At 38.9% G+C, this 16,359-nt stretch carries 13 protein-coding genes; 6 read left to right on the top strand and 7 right to left on the bottom strand.

Going from position 1 to position 16,359, the window contains the following annotated elements:
* The first annotated feature begins 309 nt into the window (after positions 1 to 309).
* The 3 genes from PVV70_RS03280 to mutT all read left to right on the top strand — a co-directional run bounded on the left by PVV70_RS03280 (position 310) and on the right by mutT (position 3,176).
* Positions 310 to 1,263, top strand: a complete 954-nt coding sequence (locus PVV70_RS03280) for a peptidylprolyl isomerase (protein WP_273757868.1) — start codon at positions 310 to 312, stop codon at positions 1,261 to 1,263.
* A gap of 135 nt (positions 1,264 to 1,398) precedes the next feature.
* Positions 1,399 to 2,631: a bifunctional glutamate N-acetyltransferase/amino-acid acetyltransferase ArgJ gene (gene argJ / locus PVV70_RS03275; RefSeq protein WP_273757867.1), complete on the top strand. Its 1,233-nt coding sequence runs from the start codon at positions 1,399 to 1,401 to the stop codon at positions 2,629 to 2,631.
* A gap of 131 nt (positions 2,632 to 2,762) precedes the next feature.
* The gene (gene mutT, locus PVV70_RS03270) at positions 2,763 to 3,176 is read left to right on the top strand and encodes an 8-oxo-dGTP diphosphatase MutT (protein ID WP_273757866.1); all 414 of its coding nucleotides are present in this window, start codon (positions 2,763 to 2,765) and stop codon (positions 3,174 to 3,176) included.
* A gap of 684 nt (positions 3,177 to 3,860) precedes the next feature.
* Here mutT and PVV70_RS03265 read toward each other — a convergent pair.
* From PVV70_RS03265 to PVV70_RS03250, 4 genes are all read right to left on the bottom strand, one after another.
* The gene (locus tag PVV70_RS03265) at positions 3,861 to 4,727 is read right to left on the bottom strand and encodes an NlpC/P60 family protein (RefSeq protein ID WP_273757865.1); all 867 of its coding nucleotides are present in this window, start codon (positions 4,725 to 4,727) and stop codon (positions 3,861 to 3,863) included.
* Between the two features lie 156 nt (positions 4,728 to 4,883).
* Positions 4,884 to 6,251 (bottom strand): M17 family metallopeptidase, encoded by a 1,368-nt coding sequence (locus PVV70_RS03260; RefSeq protein WP_273757864.1) that lies wholly within the window; start codon positions 6,249 to 6,251, stop codon positions 4,884 to 4,886.
* Positions 6,252 to 6,265: 14 nt separating this feature from the next.
* Positions 6,266 to 7,210 (bottom strand): type I pantothenate kinase, encoded by a 945-nt coding sequence (gene coaA, locus PVV70_RS03255; RefSeq protein ID WP_273757911.1) that lies wholly within the window; start codon positions 7,208 to 7,210, stop codon positions 6,266 to 6,268.
* A 175-nt stretch (positions 7,211 to 7,385) separates the two neighbouring features.
* Entirely contained in the window at positions 7,386 to 8,375 is a 990-nt protein-coding gene (locus PVV70_RS03250; RefSeq protein WP_273757863.1) for an asparaginase, read from the bottom strand.
* A gap of 214 nt (positions 8,376 to 8,589) precedes the next feature.
* On the opposite strand from PVV70_RS03250, the gene hslV reads away from it, so the two are divergent.
* Complete coding sequence (gene hslV / locus PVV70_RS03245; RefSeq protein WP_273757862.1) at positions 8,590 to 9,171, top strand: ATP-dependent protease subunit HslV; 582 nt, start codon at positions 8,590 to 8,592, stop codon at positions 9,169 to 9,171.
* Positions 9,172 to 10,482, top strand: coding sequence for an ATP-dependent protease ATPase subunit HslU (gene hslU, locus PVV70_RS03240; RefSeq protein ID WP_254473405.1), 1,311 nt, complete (start codon positions 9,172 to 9,174; stop codon positions 10,480 to 10,482). It begins immediately after the preceding gene.
* A gap of 18 nt (positions 10,483 to 10,500) precedes the next feature.
* Here the strand turns inward: hslU and PVV70_RS03235 are convergent, their stop codons facing one another.
* The 3 genes from PVV70_RS03235 to rpsO form a co-directional block, all read right to left on the bottom strand.
* On the bottom strand, positions 10,501 to 11,496 hold the full coding sequence (locus tag PVV70_RS03235; protein ID WP_273757861.1) for a class I SAM-dependent methyltransferase: 996 nt from the start codon (positions 11,494 to 11,496) through the stop codon (positions 10,501 to 10,503).
* A gap of 73 nt (positions 11,497 to 11,569) precedes the next feature.
* Entirely contained in the window at positions 11,570 to 13,747 is a 2,178-nt protein-coding gene (pnp, locus tag PVV70_RS03230; protein WP_273757860.1) for a polyribonucleotide nucleotidyltransferase, read from the bottom strand.
* Positions 13,748 to 13,996: 249 nt separating this feature from the next.
* A complete protein-coding gene (rpsO, locus tag PVV70_RS03225; RefSeq protein WP_005774142.1) occupies positions 13,997 to 14,266 on the bottom strand; it encodes a 30S ribosomal protein S15 in 270 nt (89 codons plus the stop codon).
* Positions 14,267 to 14,580: 314 nt separating this feature from the next.
* On the opposite strand from rpsO, the gene PVV70_RS03220 reads away from it, so the two are divergent.
* Positions 14,581 to 16,209, top strand: coding sequence for an MFS transporter (locus PVV70_RS03220; RefSeq protein ID WP_273757859.1), 1,629 nt, complete (start codon positions 14,581 to 14,583; stop codon positions 16,207 to 16,209).
* Positions 16,210 to 16,359: the final 150 nt, after the last annotated feature.

Genomic DNA, 16,359 nt, shown 5'->3' with positions numbered 1-16,359 from the left:
TATACTTGCCGGTGTGCAATTTTTCACTTTAATTGTAGAGTAGAGATAAGAGGCTAAGGGCGCTATGTCAACTTTAGGTATGTTATTTAACGGATACAATACAAAGTAATTTAAGATACAATATGCCATTTTTTCTATTATCATGTTTTTCATTTACGTTAGATAGGGTTGAAGAAACTGAGATAAAAGGGCAATTTTATACTTTTTAAAATAAATTGCTCATTTATTTCTCTCTGTTTAAAGGTTAAAGTGTTATGGTAAAGAAAATTGGAATCTTGAACCTGCCGTGCATTTTTAAGGAGTATATTTATGAAATTTAACTTTATCACGCTGTTTTTAGCATCAACTTTATTGGCAAGTACAAGTTTAGGGGTGAGGGCCCAAGAAGGTGCGAATTCATCGTCAAATGATTTAAAGGCTTTGGAGAAAGCTTCTGAAAAAGCCGTTTCTCCTTCTCATGTTATGGCTGTTATTGATGGAAAGAATATTACAGCAGGACAATTGGATGAGTTAGCACTTGAAATAAATCCTAATTTAGCCCGTTTTCCTGATGAACAACGCCGTGTTATGGTCTTAAAAGCTTATTTGGATATGCAGGCACTTGCAAAAGCAGCCAAAAGCAAAGGTCTTGATAAGACAGAAGCTTACGATAAACGTATGGCAGTTATGCGTGACAATGTGCTTCAACAGCTTTATTTTAAACAGGCGATTGTTGACAAAATATCGGAGACCGATTTGGAAGCTCTTTATAAGCAAGAAATTGCTGCTTTACCTAAAGAGGATGAAGTTAAAGCGCGTCATATTTTGGTCAAAACCAGAAAAGAAGCAGAAGCTATCATTAAGCATTTAGATAAAGGCGAAAATTTTGAAGAGATTGCAAAGAAAAGTTCAACAGATGGTTCCGCTGCTGTTGGGGGTGATCTTGGTTATTTTAGCCATGGTCAAATGGTTAAGCCTTTTGAAGATGCAGCATTTGGTTTGAAGGTTGGCGAATATACGAAACAACCCGTTGAAAGTCCTTTTGGTTGGCATATTATTAAATTAGAAGATCGTCGTGTAAAACAACCTCCAGCATTTGATGATGTTAAAGAGATGTTGCGTACACAGTTGATAAAAAAGCGCTATCAAGAACTCATTGTTGATTTGCGTAGCAAGGTGGATGTGAAATATCCTGATCCTAATGTTACAAAAATCATGGAATCGCTTAATCAAAATGGAACATTGCTTCCTGATGAGACATCCGACGAAGAAGATACGGAATAACGAGAAAAAAATAAGTAGATAGCCTCTTTAATAGATAGTTTGCTAGGTTTGTTTTTTCAAAAAAAAACGAGCAGTTTTCTATTAAGAGGTTATTAAGCTGCGATCGTTTTATTTGTTTTTATAGAAAGCATAAGTGTGGTTTTTAAAATATCTCCTTTGAAACCCCAAAATATCCAAGAGCTTTCCCCATTATCTGGTGTACGGATAGCAACAGCTAAAGCTGGGATTAAATATAAAGATCGTACAGATCTCCTTTTTATAGTATTCGATAAACCAGTGAGTGTGGCAGGTGTTTTCACACGTTCAAAATGCCCATCTGCTCCTGTAGAGCATTGTCGTGCATCGCTTCCCCATGGGGTTGCTAGGGGTGTTGTTGTGAATTCCGGAAATGCAAATGCTTTTACGGGAAGTAAAGGAAAGAACACAACCAATGAAATCATCTGTGCAGCAGCGGACACTTTAAAGGTGAGAGAAAATGAAATTTTTATAGCTTCTACGGGTGTTATTGGTGAGCCAATGGATGCTTCAGGTATTGTAAATCTTTTACCAAGTATGGCAGAGACAGCAGAAGAGGGAAATTGGTTGGAAGCTGCAAAAGCCATCATGACAACCGATACATTTCCAAAACTTGCGACGCGTATCTTTGATTGTGGGGGGGCTAATGTTACCATTCATGGAATTGCAAAAGGTGCTGGGATGATTGCACCCGATATGGCGACAATGCTCTCGTTTGTGGTCAGTGATGCAACTATTTCTTCGGATATGCTTCAATCCATGTTATCAGAGGCCGTTGAGGGTTCTTTCAATTCGATTACTGTCGATAGTGATACTTCGACATCAGACACACTCATGATATTTGCGACAGGAAAAGAACATTTTCCATGTCTTACAAGTCAATCTGATCCACGTTATGGCGTTTTTGTGAAACAATTGAGTGAACTTCTGCATGAACTTGCACTCCAAGTTGTGTGTGACGGAGAAGGTGCGCGTCATTTAATTGAAGTGAATGTGAGTGGTGCTACAACAAACAATGCAGCGAAAACGATTGCTTTATCCATTGCAAATTCACCGCTTGTAAAAACGGCTATTGCCGGTGAAGATGCCAACTGGGGGCGAGTCGTGATGGCAGTTGGAAAGGCCGGTGTTGAAGTGGATCGTGATCTGTTGACGATTTGGTTTGGGGAATATCGTTTAGCTGTCAATGGTGAACGAGACCCTGAATATTGCGAAGAAACAATAGCTGCTTATATGCGAGGTAAACACATCACAATTCGTGTTGATATTGGTTTGGGCGCTGGTAAGGCGATAGTTTGGTCTTGCGATTTGACGAAGGAATACGTTATGATCAATGGCGATTACAGAAGTTAACGGATACATCATAAATTTGACAGTAGATATCTGTATATTTGGGGGAGAATAGGGAGTATTTTAGCACTTTCATTTTGAAGTAGAGGGTGATAGGAAAAAAGTGGTTATCTTTATCCTGTTTGGAGAGTGGTATGGGGACAAAAAGTTTACTTCTTCTTGTTGTTGCGTGTGCATTGTTAGATCAAGATAATCGTGTTCTGCTTACCAAGCGTCCTCAAGGAAAATCACTAGCTGGTTTATGGGAGTTTCCTGGTGGAAAGATTGAACAAGGCGAAATTCCAGAAACATCATTAATTCGTGAATTAGAAGAGGAGCTGGGTATTCATGTTCAGGTGGATAATTTACAGCCCTTAACATTTGCAAGCCATAGCTACGAAACATTTCATCTCCTAATGCCCTTATATCTTTGTCGCCATTATGAAGGTGTTGCTCAAGGACGAGAAGGGCAAAATTTAAAATGGGTTTTTATTGGTGATCTTGAGAGATATCCTATGCCTGATGCTGATAAACCATTGGTACAGGTATTAAAAAATCATCTTCTTTAATGTGTATAAGAAGAAAATATTGTTTGAATATAAGGATTTATTTATAATTTTTTATATTAGCTGGAAAAGCTCAATCCTGTAAAATCTTCACATTTAAAATCTGTGGATGCTCGGTCAATCAAAACCATTCTTGCACGCTCCAAGCGGAGAGCCTCACGGGGATAAAACAATTAAAAAAGACATGAAATTTGTGCTGAAAGAACACTCACCAATAGCTAAGAGATTATCGCGACATTGAGAATTGGAAAAATTTATAATGGGAGCTTTGCATGATTCAGAAGCATAAAATGGTGCTAGATAATGGATTTATACTGTTTATGCGTATTGTTGTGAGTTGAGCTTGGGAGTGCTAAGAGATATCAGGGGCATTTATTTCATAAGATATCGATAATAGGAAAAATTCAAAAGACTTTTTAGAAGAGAATGCTTTGAGCTTGTTATGAAAATCATTTTACATGTTCAATACTTTAAGCAGTATCGTAATACATTTAATATAATAACCTAGTGTTTTATAATCATAAACTATCCTTTTTCTGTTGATATTTTACGATTTTTCATTCAAAAAATTTCGATAACGTACAAAAAGCGGTGTGTAAGAAAAACAATCTAAAACACATAAAACACGCGATTAATGAATGATTAAATATAAAAACATTCAATGATTTGTTTTTTATAGGAGGGGGATTAAGTTTCTTGAATTGGGCGACGTTTTGCGATGGGATATCGTTGATATGTTTGAGCAATACGTGTAATGACTTCCTCTAGAGGTTCGATCATAACATCCATAGAGAAACCATTCGCATGAATGATATTTTCATGATCAACCATAATGGCAGCATGACCTTGCCAAAAAATTAAATCACCTCGTTGAAGTTTATCACCGTCTGAGAGTGAATTGCCTATAGTTTTCTGTTGCATGTCAGTATCGCGTAAAACCATCTGACCGGTCATTATCATAGAAAGTTGGATGATTCCTGAGCAATCAAGTCCAAAACCACTGGTTCCACCCCAAAGGTAAGGCGTGCGGATAAACATTTCAGCAACGGTAACATAATCTTTATACATGTGATCAATGGGATTAAGATGATTACTAATGATTGCTTTCCCATTTTCAAGTACAGAATACATGGTTGCACGGACTTCAACTTCATCAACAACACTGACCTTACTTCCCATGGATAAAGGATACTCCATTGGTCCACACAAATCAGCTTGGAAATATTGAAAAGTACGTGGAACTGAAACGATATGCGTTTGCTTTACGGTTGATGTACAAAGCGTTTTTGTATCAATATAGCCAACATAATTATCTTTGAGGGATTGTCCCCACGACATTGTTTCTCCATGTTCAAAGATAAGAAGTTCTTCCCCGAATAAGCACTCTGTCTGCATTTCACTTTTTTTATTGTTTTCTTTAAACAGTCCAGCAACAGGGACATTAACACGTCTTTTTTCACCTTGCACAAAGCGCTGCGCTGTAATTTCTGTTTCAAGACGTTTATCTGCTAGATCTTCTCTGAATGCATGTAATCTTGGATCTTTAGAGATCATTTGTTTCCCTTTCATTTTATTTTAAATAGATTCATGACAACGACACAAGCAGAACACCTCATCTTTAAATAAATCCCAGAGCATACTTTAAGACGATAAGAGAATTCTTTTGAAGTAGCAAAATTATCCATCTTTATGGATATTTTGTGTCAAACGTCATTTTTTTAAAATATTATAAAGGGCACGAATCGTTTGTGCTGATCCCCCCACGGGGTATCCTGGTTTTTCTTTTGGAACCCATCCATAAAGATCGAAATGTGCAAAATGTTCAGCTTTTTCAACAAAAGAATTAAGAAATAAAGCAGCCGTTATAGAGCCAGCAAAGCTATTTCCAGTGACATTGTTAAGGTCAGCAATGGGAGATGATAGCATCTCTTGGTAAGGTTTCCAAAGAGGCATTGGCCAAAGGGGATCAAAAACAGCGTGAGCAGATTCAGAAATTTTTTGTGCCCATATTGAATCATTACAATAAAATGCAGGAAGATCTGGTCCTAATGCGATACGTGCTGCTCCCGTTAAAGTAGCCATGCAAAGCATGAATTTTGGACTTTCTTCATCAGCATAGGCGAGTGCATCAGCAAGGACAAGTCGTCCTTCAGCGTCTGTATTGCCCACTTCAACACTTAAACCTTTACGACTTTTGAGAATATCACCTGGTCGGTAAGCATTGGCAGAAATGGCATTTTCTACAGCTGGAATCAAAACACGTAGACGGAAAGGCAATTTTGCATCCATGATAAGTTTAGCTAATCCCAAAACATGTGCTCCACCCCCCATGTCTTTTTTCATAAGCAACATGTTATTGGCTGATTTAATATCCAGTCCCCCCGTATCAAAAGTTACGCCTTTGCCTACCAACGTTATTTTAGGATGATGTTCTTGCCCCCAGTGTAACTCGATCAGTCGTGGTGCAGTGCTACCTGCTCGTCCTACAGCGTGGATCATCGGAAAGTTATGGGTTAAGAGATCATTTCCACAAATACTTTGGACATGAGCACCATAAATTTTTCCTAGTTGTCGTGCTTCTTCTTCAAGAGTATCTGGAGTCATATCATTAGCTGGAAGATTGATGAGATCACGGACGAAGAAGACAGCTTCATAAATACGTTGGAGCTCATCAAAATCAACGGCCTCATTGACATAGACCGACGATGTTTTAGAGGAAAAGTTTTGGCGATAACGCTTAAATTGATAGCTTCCCAGCGCCAATCCAAGATAGGCATTTATTTCATCAGAGGTTTCACCTTCTAAATGCCAGTGACCAGCAGGAAGTTTTTGAGCAAGCAGTCCTGTGATAAAGGGATCTCCCCCATCGCCAATTCCAAATAAAACTTTTTTTAAATGTCCCGTTTCGTGAGGAACAAAGAGTATTTGTCCTGCTTTGCCAGTAAAATCATTAACTTTTATCCATGCTTTTGTTGAGGCCTCAAGTGATAAGTTGGCAAGATTTCTTTGATTTACCAAGATGATAGGGCAACTAGTATCAATACGTGTTGAGGTAAAATGAATGGAGTGCTGGTGCATAGTTTATGAGATCCTTATAGTCGTCTGAGTGCGACATACTCGACCAAATGATTTTTTCCCTTTCGCAGAATGAGATTGGACCGTGGTCGTGTTGGCAATATGTTTTCCTGTAAATTTTTTAAATTAATCGTTTGCCAAAGATCCTCAGCGATTTTTGAGGCTTCTTTTTCATTAAGTAGGGCATAACGATGAAAATAGGATTCAGGATTTTGAAAAGCTGTTTTACGTAAACGTTTAAAACGCTCTAAATACCAGTGACGAATGACTTCTGTTTCGGCATCGACATAGATTGAAAAATCAAAAAAGTCCGACACGAAAGGAATTGCTTTCCCATCTTTAGGAAGATCACTAACCTGTAATACATTAATCCCTTCAACAATTAAAATATCAGGACGGTCAATGGTAATTGTCTGATTTTCTAGAACATCATAAGTCATATGAGAATAAAGAGGAGCAGAGACATTTCCGATACCTGCTTTTATAGCTGAGAGAAAGCACAGCAATTTTTTAATGTCGTAGGAATCAGGAAATCCTTTACGATTCATACGATTTTTTTGCTCTAAGATCGCATTAGGATAGAGAAAACCATCTGTTGTGATCAGATCAACTTTAAGGCTAGATGTCCAACGTTTCAACAGTTCTTGAAGGATACGAGCGGTGGTTGATTTTCCTACGGCTACAGAACCAGCAATCCCAATAATAAAGGGCGTTTTTTGACTCTCTTCTTGATGGAGAAACTGCTGACGTTTGTGAAAAAGTTCCTGCACTGCTTCAACATGGCATGAGAGCAGACGCGATAAAGAAAGATAAATGCGTTGGACTTCTTCAAGATCGATAGGATCATCAATAGAGCGTAAACGTTTAATTTCATCAAAAGTCAAAGTGAGAGGTGTGTCCGCACGAAACTCTGACCATTCTTGTGCCGTAAAGACGCGATAGGGTGAATATCGGTCAGAAATGGATTTGACCAAATTATCTTTCTGATTAATTTTTTGTACAGTTGTATCAATCATTTGTATTTGTCGAGATTTTTTTTGCCACAGTAATCGATTAAGAGCGGACAGATGAGCTGCTTTATATTCAAATAAATTTTGTTTTGCATGCTCTCTTCCTTAAGATAATAGATCATTTTTATTAACTTATCGTCCAATCATTCCAATGAGCACGGATCTGTGCCAATGAGTGTCCTTGTGCCAAAAAAGCCCATAAAAGCAAACGCGCTTTTACGGCTGATAAATAACCGGACATGAGAACACCCGAAGCAATCATATCGATTTCTGAGCCTTTATAGCCATAAGTTATACGAGTTGTTGAGCCATTACAACAACGACTAGCAATAATAATGGGTATTTTTTGTGCATATTGTTGTACAAGGTCTGCTTCTTGAAAACTACAGTGTCCTGCACCAAAACCAGCGATAACAAGCCCGGCATAATATCCACTTTCAAGGCAGAGTTTCATTAATTGCGCATCAGACGATAGAGAGGAATAGAGGAGTGCAATTTGATGATCGTGGTTTTGAGGAAGATCAAACGTTGTCGAGGAAAATTTTCTATCATTGAAATAAATGAGTTTTCCTTCTAAAATAGTTCCTAAAATACCTACGAGTCCTGATTGAAATGTTTCAACTTTGACGGTATGACTTTTATAGAGCCAATAAGGTGAATGAATCGTATCGTTAATGACAACGAGAACGCCTCTGTTGCGACTTTGTGGGGACGTCGCGACACGGGTTGCTGCTAAAATATTAGCGGGTCCATCAGCGCCTGCTTCATAAGGAGTACGCATAGCACCGGTTATGATGAGTGGTTCAGCTTCCTTCCAATAAAGAGAAAGAAAAAAAGCTGTTTCTTCTAGAGTATCAGTCCCTTGCGTTAAAACAATCCCTTCTGCGCCAGCGTGTATTTGTTGTTTTGCCCACTCGAGTATTTCAAAAAGAATTTTAAAAGATAAAGATCCACTTGGTATTTGCATTAATGTTTGTGCGTGAATATCAGCCACCTTATTTAAATCAGGAACACTTTTTATGAGGTTATCTGAGGTTAAAGTCGGTTGCATGTGGCCAAAACGATCAGCAGTCATTGCAATTGTTCCACCTAAGGTTCCTATAGCTATTTTTTTCATAATTTTCCTCTATAAAGGCACAAACTGTTTACATAAAGCTATTTAGCAGTAATTTACATTGACAACAATAATATCATTTTTTCAATTTCAACAAATTGAATGATGCTGAATCATTGTGTTTTGCTATATATGTTCTTAAATAGGACAATAGTAATTGAGTTTTACATTGTATGAAAAGATAATATTAAAAGGAAAGTAATATAGGAGTCTCCTTATGACAGAACATAAGCCAGACATAATGTATGGTACAACGATTATTACAGTACGAAAAGGTGGCAAAGTCGTGATGGCTGGCGACGGTCAGGTATCTCTTGGACAGACGATTATGAAAGGCAATGCACGTAAAGTTCGTCGTCTTGGGAAGAGCGGAGTGGTTATTGCTGGTTTTGCAGGTGCTACGGCAGATGCGTTCACATTACTGGAAAGATTAGAAACAAAGCTTGAGCAATATCCTGATCAACTTATGCGCGCATGTGTAGAACTTGCAAAGGATTGGCGAACAGATCGCTATTTGCGTCGTCTAGAAGCAATGATGCTCGTGGCTGATAAGAAAGTAACTTTAGCTCTAACAGGGCTTGGTGATGTCTTAGAACCAGAAGATGGGGTTATGGCCATTGGTTCTGGAGGAAATTTTGCTCTTTCAGCAGCGCAGGCACTGATGGACTTGGATTTGGATGCCGAAACGATTGCTCGTAAAGCTATGGCTATTGCCGCTAAAATTTGTGTTTACACCAATGATCATTTTACGATTGAAACATTGGATGCAGAATTATCTTCTTTAGAGAAAGCTATTTAAATGTGTGTTGTATTTTCCCCTCGTGAGACTGTTTCTGAACTTGATCGTTTTATTATTGGCCAAAATGATGCCAAACGTTCTGTAGCTATTGCACTGCGTAATCGGTGGCGTAGACAACAGCTTGATGAGCCGATGCGTGAAGAAGTGATGCCAAAAAATATTTTAATGATAGGACCAACAGGTGTTGGTAAGACAGGGATCGCACGTCGATTAGCAAAACTTTCTGGAGCGCCCTTCGTGAAAGTAGAAGCGACTAAATTTACTGAAGTTGGTTATGTGGGTCGTGATGTTGAGCAAATTATTCGAGACCTTGTTGAGATTGCCATTTCTCTTGTGCGTGAAAAGAAACGCGATGAAATAAAAGAAAAGGCTCACGTGAATGCTGAAGAGCGCGTTTTAGATGCCCTTGTTGGTAAAACAGCAAGTCCGGCTACCCGTGATAGTTTTCGCAAAAAATTGCGTGAAGGTGAATTAGATGAGAAAGAGATTGAAATTGAAGTCGCTGATAATAATAGCAATAGTGCTTCAACCTTTGATATTCCTGGTATGCCTGGGGCGCAAATGGGGATTATGAATTTATCCGATATTTTGGGCAAAATGGGCAGTCGTACAAAAGTCCGTAAAACGACAGTAAGGGATGCTTTTAAACCACTCATTGATGATGAATCTGAAAAACTCCTTGATCAGGAACAAATTATTCAAGAAGCACTTCGTGTTGCTGAAAATGACGGTATTGTTTTTATCGACGAGATTGATAAAATCGCGACGAGGGATGGCGGAGCCAGTGCTGCGGTTTCGCGTGAGGGTGTCCAACGTGATCTTTTGCCTTTGGTGGAAGGAACAACAATTGCTACAAAATATGGGCAAATCAAGACAGATCATATTCTCTTTATTGCCTCTGGTGCATTTCATGTTTCCAAGCCATCTGATTTATTACCGGAACTTCAAGGGCGTTTGCCTATCCGTGTGGAGCTTAACCCTTTAACAAGGGAAGATTTACGACGTATTCTAACAGAACCAGAAGCGAGTTTGATTAAACAATATATTGCTCTTATGGCAACGGAAGAGGTTCATTTGGAAATAACCGATGACGCGATTGATGCTTTAGCTGATATTGCTGTAGATTTAAATGCAAGGATTGAAAATATAGGGGCACGTCGTTTGCAAACCGTTATGGAGCGCGTTTTGGATGAGATTTCTTTTACAGCGCCGGATAAAGCTGGAACATCGTTTAAAATTGATGCTGCTTATGTGAGACAATCTATTGGCGAGCTTGCTGCTGATATCGATCTTTCCCGTTTTATTCTTTAGAGGTATTGCTTGTTTTGTTTATTTTCGTGCTTCGATAATTTTGAAACCATGAGCTTGTTCATGGATCAACACTGTGCGGAAAATATCTTTTAACAATGTTTCATAAGGAAGGTGGCGGTTTGCAACAAGAAGCAGACTGCCACTTGGCCTTAGGCATTTTGCAGCATTTATAATAAAATGTTTTCCTAAGGAGACATCTGTCGTTTGTTGTGTGTGAAACGGTGGATTTGAAATGATTGTGTCATACAGATTTGTGACAGGCTCATGCACAAGGTCGTGCCAATAAAAATGAATTGGAAAAGGGGCTGTTGTGAGGTTAAGGTGTTGTTGTGCTGCTTTCAAAGCGTTGTAGTCTGCTTCATAAAGATCAAGAGTTGTAAGTTTTACATTGCTTTCAAGTGCAACGTGAGAAAGATAGCCCCAGCCAGCTCCAAAATCAGCCGTTTTTCCAGAAATAACTTTGGGCAGATAAGAAGCAAGGGCAGCAGATCCTAGATCAATACGACCATGTGAGAACATACCAGAGGTGGTTTGAAATTTATCAAAAAAAAGCGGTGGTGAGCGCAATTGTGCAATATTTTGTCTCTCTATTTGTTGAGGAACTTGAAGCCAAAATACAAGACCATGATTTTTAGATAGTTTATTGGTGATAGGAACAATTTTTTTGACCCATTTCATCATTGAAGCAGCACCAGCCGTTTTATTCCCACTGATTACAATCCATCCACTGGGTTTAACGCATTCTAATAAATCAAGAAAATAATTTTGGTTAAAACCACGATATTTGCTCAGGTGCAAAAGTGCACCATCATAGATGAGAGTTTTGTCTATTTGAGGAGAGCAGTGAAATTGAGCATCGACAAATTTTAAAAAATCTGGTCGCCAAGGCGTGATAACTTTTAAATTTTGTACCCATTCTGCAGAGGGGGTTCCGGTTAAACCGAAACTTAGCCAGCATTGGTTTGGATTTGGATAAGGGATTGCATGATTTTCAAAAGGTAAAAATGATAACACATGTGGTTCTTTCAAAGAAAAATGCCACTCCAATGTTGGGATGGCATTTCATGATTACGATAAGAAGAAAAGATTACTCTTCTTTTTTCTTCCGGCGGCGTTTATTTTCAGGTTGTTTTTCTTCTTTCACCGATTGATCATCGGTAATTTCCTTTCCGGTTTCTTGATCAACGACCTTCATGGATAACCGAACTTTTCCACGCTCATCAAAGCCCATGAGTTTAACCCAAACTTTATCACCTTCCTTAACAATATCCGTTGTTTTGGTGACGCGTTCTGATGCAAGTTGAGAGATATGAACAAGTCCATCACGAGAACCAAAGAAGTTTATAAACGCACCAAAGTCTGCAGTTTTTACAACTGTTCCCTGGTAGATAGCACCAACTTCAGGCTCATCGACAATAGAATGGATCCAGCGTTTTGCTGCTTCAATGGTTTTAGCATCAGCAGAAGCAATTTTAATGGTACCATCATCTTCAATATTAATTTTTGCTCCAGTTTGTTCCACAATTTCTCGAATAACTTTACCACCAGAGCCGATCACATCGCGAATTTTATCAACAGCAATATTCATAACTTCAATACGTGGCGAAAATTCGCTGAGTTCAGCGCGTGCACTGGTTAAAGCTTTGCTCATTTCATGAAGGATATGGATTCGGCCATCTTTAGCTTGTTCAAGTGCGATTTTCATAATCTCTTCGGTAATACCGTCAATTTTGATATCCATTTGCAAAGCAGTAATACCATTTTCTGTTCCTGCAACTTTAAAATCCATATCTCCAAGATGATCTTCATCCCCTAAGATATCAGACAGAACAGCAAAGCGTTCTCCTTCTTTAATCAATCCCATAGCAATACCTGCAACGGGGCGCGCGAGCGGAACACCAGCATCCATAAGAGCAAGCGATGTTCCACAAACCGTTGCCATAGAAGAAGAACCGTTAGATTCAGTAATTTCTGAGACAGCACGAATGGTATAAGGAAAAGATTCTTTCGTTGGCAACATGGGGTGAATTGCTCGCCATGCTAATTTTCCATGTCCAATTTCACGACGACCAGGAGAACCAAGGCGTCCTGTTTCTCCTACTGAAAATGGTGGAAAATTGTAATGAAGAAGGAACGTTTCCTTGTACATCCCCGTTAAGGCATCAACATATTGTTCATCTTCACCAGTCCCCAATGTTGCAACGACAATCGCTTGTGTTTCTCCACGGGTAAAGAGTGCTGATCCATGTGTGCGGGGCAAAATACTCACTTCTGATTGGATAGGGCGCACAGTAGAAAGATTGCGTCCATCAATACGCCTTTCTGTATCAAGAATGTTTCCGCGAACAATTTTTGCTTGCAACTGTTTAAAGACGGTTGCAATTTGATCTGTACTAAATTGACAGTCATCTTCTGTTTCTGGCATAAATTTATGGATGATTTCTGTTTTTAGGGCATCAATTGCGGCATAACGTTCTTGCTTGTCAGTAATTGTGTAGGCCTTTCGTATACCCTGTTCGGCCATTTCTTGCATTGCTTTTTCAAGGTCAGAAAGATCTTCAGGAACAAAATCACGAGGATCTTTTGCAGCAACTTCAGCAAGCTTGATAATGGCATCAATGACAGGTTGAAGGCCTTTGTGACCGAACATCACAGCACCTAACATAATATCTTCTGGTAATTCTTGTGCTTCTGATTCGACCATCAAGACAGCACTTTCTGTTCCAGCAACCACAAGATCAAGTTTTGATTCAGGCATTTCATCAATATGAGGATTGAGAACATATTGTCCATTACAATAGCCAACGCGGGCACCTGCTATAGGTCCCATGAAAGGAACCCCTGACAGGGTCAAAGCGGCAGAGGAGGCAATCATCGCAAGAATATCGGGATTATTTTCAAGATCATGCTGTATAACGGAAACAATGACTTGTGTATCATTTTTATAACCCTCAACGAAGAGAGGACGAATTGGACGATCAATTAAGCGTGAAACCAAAGTTTCATTTTCACTTGGCCGATTTTCACGTTTTAAATAGCCCCCAGGTATTCGACCAACAGCATAGGATTTTTCTTGATAATTAACGGTGAGTGGAAAAAAGTCCTGGTCTGGTTTTGGGCTTTTTGCCGATACAACGGTTGCTAAGACAATCGTTTCACCATAGGTAGCAATCACGGCACCATCAGCTTGACGTGCTATTTTCCCTGTTTCAAGGGTGAGCGGACGCCCGGCCCATTCAATTTCTATCTTGTGCGTTTTGAACATTTTTTATCCTTAATGACCAGTGTTTAAATCTTTGATTGCTCACATTCTGGTTTTGCGTAGCATATTTTTAAGCTCTGGGGTAGACCAACAAGCTACTTCCATCTTTGTTGCGAGAAGAGAGAGATAAATCGCCTTAAATGCGAAATGATAAGCAGTGCTATCCCATAATAACTTGTCAGTTTTTAAATTTTTAACGAAAAGCAACATGTTGAAAAAATGGGTGGCTTTTTACACCACCCCACTTTTCTTTTAGCGACGCAAACCTAACTTCTTGATAAGTGTCTGATAACGATTTTGGTCAACTCCTTTAAGATAATCAAGAAGGCGCCGGCGTTGAGACACCATCTTTAAGAGACCACGACGAGAATGGTTATCTTTTTTGTGAGATTTAAAGTGGTTTGTTAAATTAGAAATACGTTCAGAAAGTACAGCAATCTGTACTTCTGGTGATCCTGTATCACCAACTTTATTTGCGTATTCTGCAACAAGAGCTTGTTTACGTTCAGCTGTAATCGACATCGTATCATCCTTTCAAAAAACGAAGAAACATAAAGTCACCCATAGCCGAGATGTCGTTCAGCCAGGGTCTGCGAGGAAATAAGAAGAGTCAAAGACTCTCACCTATTCTCGCTCTTATATAGGAAAGAAGGTTAAAATACTAGTCCTTTACAGCATTTTGAAGTCTTTCTTTAAATAAAGGCTTTTGTTTTGAAATATTGATTTAAATAGGGTTTTATGAGAAGTTTTTTAAAGATTTATGCATCCTTTTGATACAAAGATTATGAGCGTGTGTGTGGTAACAAAAGTGATAAATACCGATTTGGAGGGAAAAGATGCAGAGCATTTCAACATTAAAACTTTTTCGTAATTCGGTATTTCGAAATTTATGGTCATCTACGCTTATTTCTAATTTAGGGGGGCTGATACAGGCTGTTGGAGCAGGGTGGTTAATGGCGTTAATTAGTTCTTCGCATTCCATGGTTGGGTTGGTTCAGAGTGCGACAACATTACCACTTGTTATGTTTTCTTTGATGGCAGGGGCGTTAGCGGACAATTTTAATCGGCGTCAAATTATGCTGTGCGCACAGATTATGATGATGGTTATATCCATGAGTTTATCTATTTTAGCCTATATGGGATTTTTAACACCTTGGCTTTTATTATGTTTCACGTTTTTGATTGGATGTGGCACAGCCTTTTATAATCCTTCTTGGCAAGCAACGATAGGAGATATTGTGAGCAGGGAAAATATTCCTGCTGCTGTTAGTTTGAATAGTGTCGGTTTTAATTTGATGCGGAGTGTTGGTCCTGCTATTGGAGGAGCCATCATTGCAACTTTGGGGGCTGCTGCTGCTTTTTTGTTTAATGCTATAAGCTATATCCCTCTTATTGGTGCATTATTTTTCTGGAAGTCGAATGATGAAAACAACCCATTGCCAAGAGAAAGACTGTTAGGGGCTGTTTCAGATGGTTTGCGTTACGTTGCGATGTCGCCTAATCTCCTGAGTATTATGGTCCGAGCGTTCCTTTTTGGTATAGGGGCGATTTCAATTTTAGCTCTTTTGCCAATTGTTGCGCATAAAGTTCTTGGAGGAAGTGCCCTTCTTTATGGGACATTGCTTGGTTGTTTTGGATTAGGGGCCATGACAGCAGGGATTATTAATGCATTTGTACGGCATCATTTTCGTTCAGAAACAATTATTGCAAGTGCATTTATTGGTTTTGCTTTTTCTTGCTTTTTATTGGGAATAAGCCGTTCAATGATTATAAGCCATATTGCTTTATTTCCTGCAGGACTAAGTTGGGTTTTGGCATTATCATTGTTTAATACATCTGTACAACTCTCTACACCACGCTGGGTTGTTGCACGTTCTTTAGCACTTTATCAAACCGCATCTTATGGGGGGATGGCTATTGGTAGTGCAATCTGGGGAATTTTAGCTGATGGTTATTCTCCAACAATTGCTTTGAGTATTTGTTCTCTATTCTTGATTGTTGGAGCTCTTGCGGGGGTGAAATTTAGAATTCAAGAAATTCCTCAAATAGATTTGAATCCTCTTGATCATTTTAGAGAGCCAGAACTCTTACTCGACCTAAAAGCAAGAAGTGGTCCGATCATGATAATGATCGATTATCAAATTCATGAAAATGATCTGGAAGAGTTTCTCAAAGTGATGACGCGTCGACGCCATATTCGTTTACGTGATGGTGCGCGCCAATGGGTTCTTTTACGAGATCTTGAAAGACCTGAATATTGGACAGAGGCTTATCATATGCCAACATGGGTAGATTATTTACGCCATAATCATCGTCGTACAAAAGCGGATGCTGAAGTTAATAAGCTTTTGCGTCATTTAAATTGCGCTCCTAACGGTATAAGAGTGCACCGCATGATTGAACGACAGACAATACCCCAAGTCAATGAGATGCTTTTAAAAGTTCCTTCTGATCATCTTCCTTAAGATTAGAACAGTTTTTTAATATGGTTGTTATATTCTTTAGATCAATTGGTTAGCATAAGCACAAAAAATGAGTATTTTAATGATTGGTGTATTTATTTATAATGGTATTTTATCATTTTTTTAGTGATGGTTCCAAAAATCTTTAAACTT

The sequence above is a fragment of the Bartonella sp. AU55XJBT genome, from assembly GCF_028618525.1.
This window is presented reverse-complemented; position numbering and strand designations above follow the sequence as displayed.

Bases quoted from the DNA above. Each gene is read 5' to 3' on its own strand.
- PVV70_RS03280 (WP_273757868.1), top strand. From the start codon at position 310: ATGAAATTTAACTTTATCACGCTGTTTTTAGCATCAACTTTATTGGCA.
- mutT (WP_273757866.1), top strand. From the start codon at position 2,763: ATGGGGACAAAAAGTTTACTTCTTCTTGTTGTTGCGTGTGCATTGTTA.
- PVV70_RS03265 (WP_273757865.1), bottom strand. From the start codon at position 4,727: ATGATCTCTAAAGATCCAAGATTACATGCATTCAGAGAAGATCTAGCA.
- PVV70_RS03260 (WP_273757864.1), bottom strand. From the start codon at position 6,251: ATGCACCAGCACTCCATTCATTTTACCTCAACACGTATTGATACTAGT.
- PVV70_RS03250 (WP_273757863.1), bottom strand. From the start codon at position 8,375: ATGAAAAAAATAGCTATAGGAACCTTAGGTGGAACAATTGCAATGACT.
- hslV (WP_273757862.1), top strand. From the start codon at position 8,590: ATGACAGAACATAAGCCAGACATAATGTATGGTACAACGATTATTACA.
- hslU (WP_254473405.1), top strand. From the start codon at position 9,172: ATGTGTGTTGTATTTTCCCCTCGTGAGACTGTTTCTGAACTTGATCGT.
- pnp (WP_273757860.1), bottom strand. From the start codon at position 13,747: ATGTTCAAAACGCACAAGATAGAAATTGAATGGGCCGGGCGTCCGCTC.
- rpsO (WP_005774142.1), bottom strand. From the start codon at position 14,266: ATGTCGATTACAGCTGAACGTAAACAAGCTCTTGTTGCAGAATACGCA.
- PVV70_RS03220 (WP_273757859.1), top strand. From the start codon at position 14,581: ATGCAGAGCATTTCAACATTAAAACTTTTTCGTAATTCGGTATTTCGA.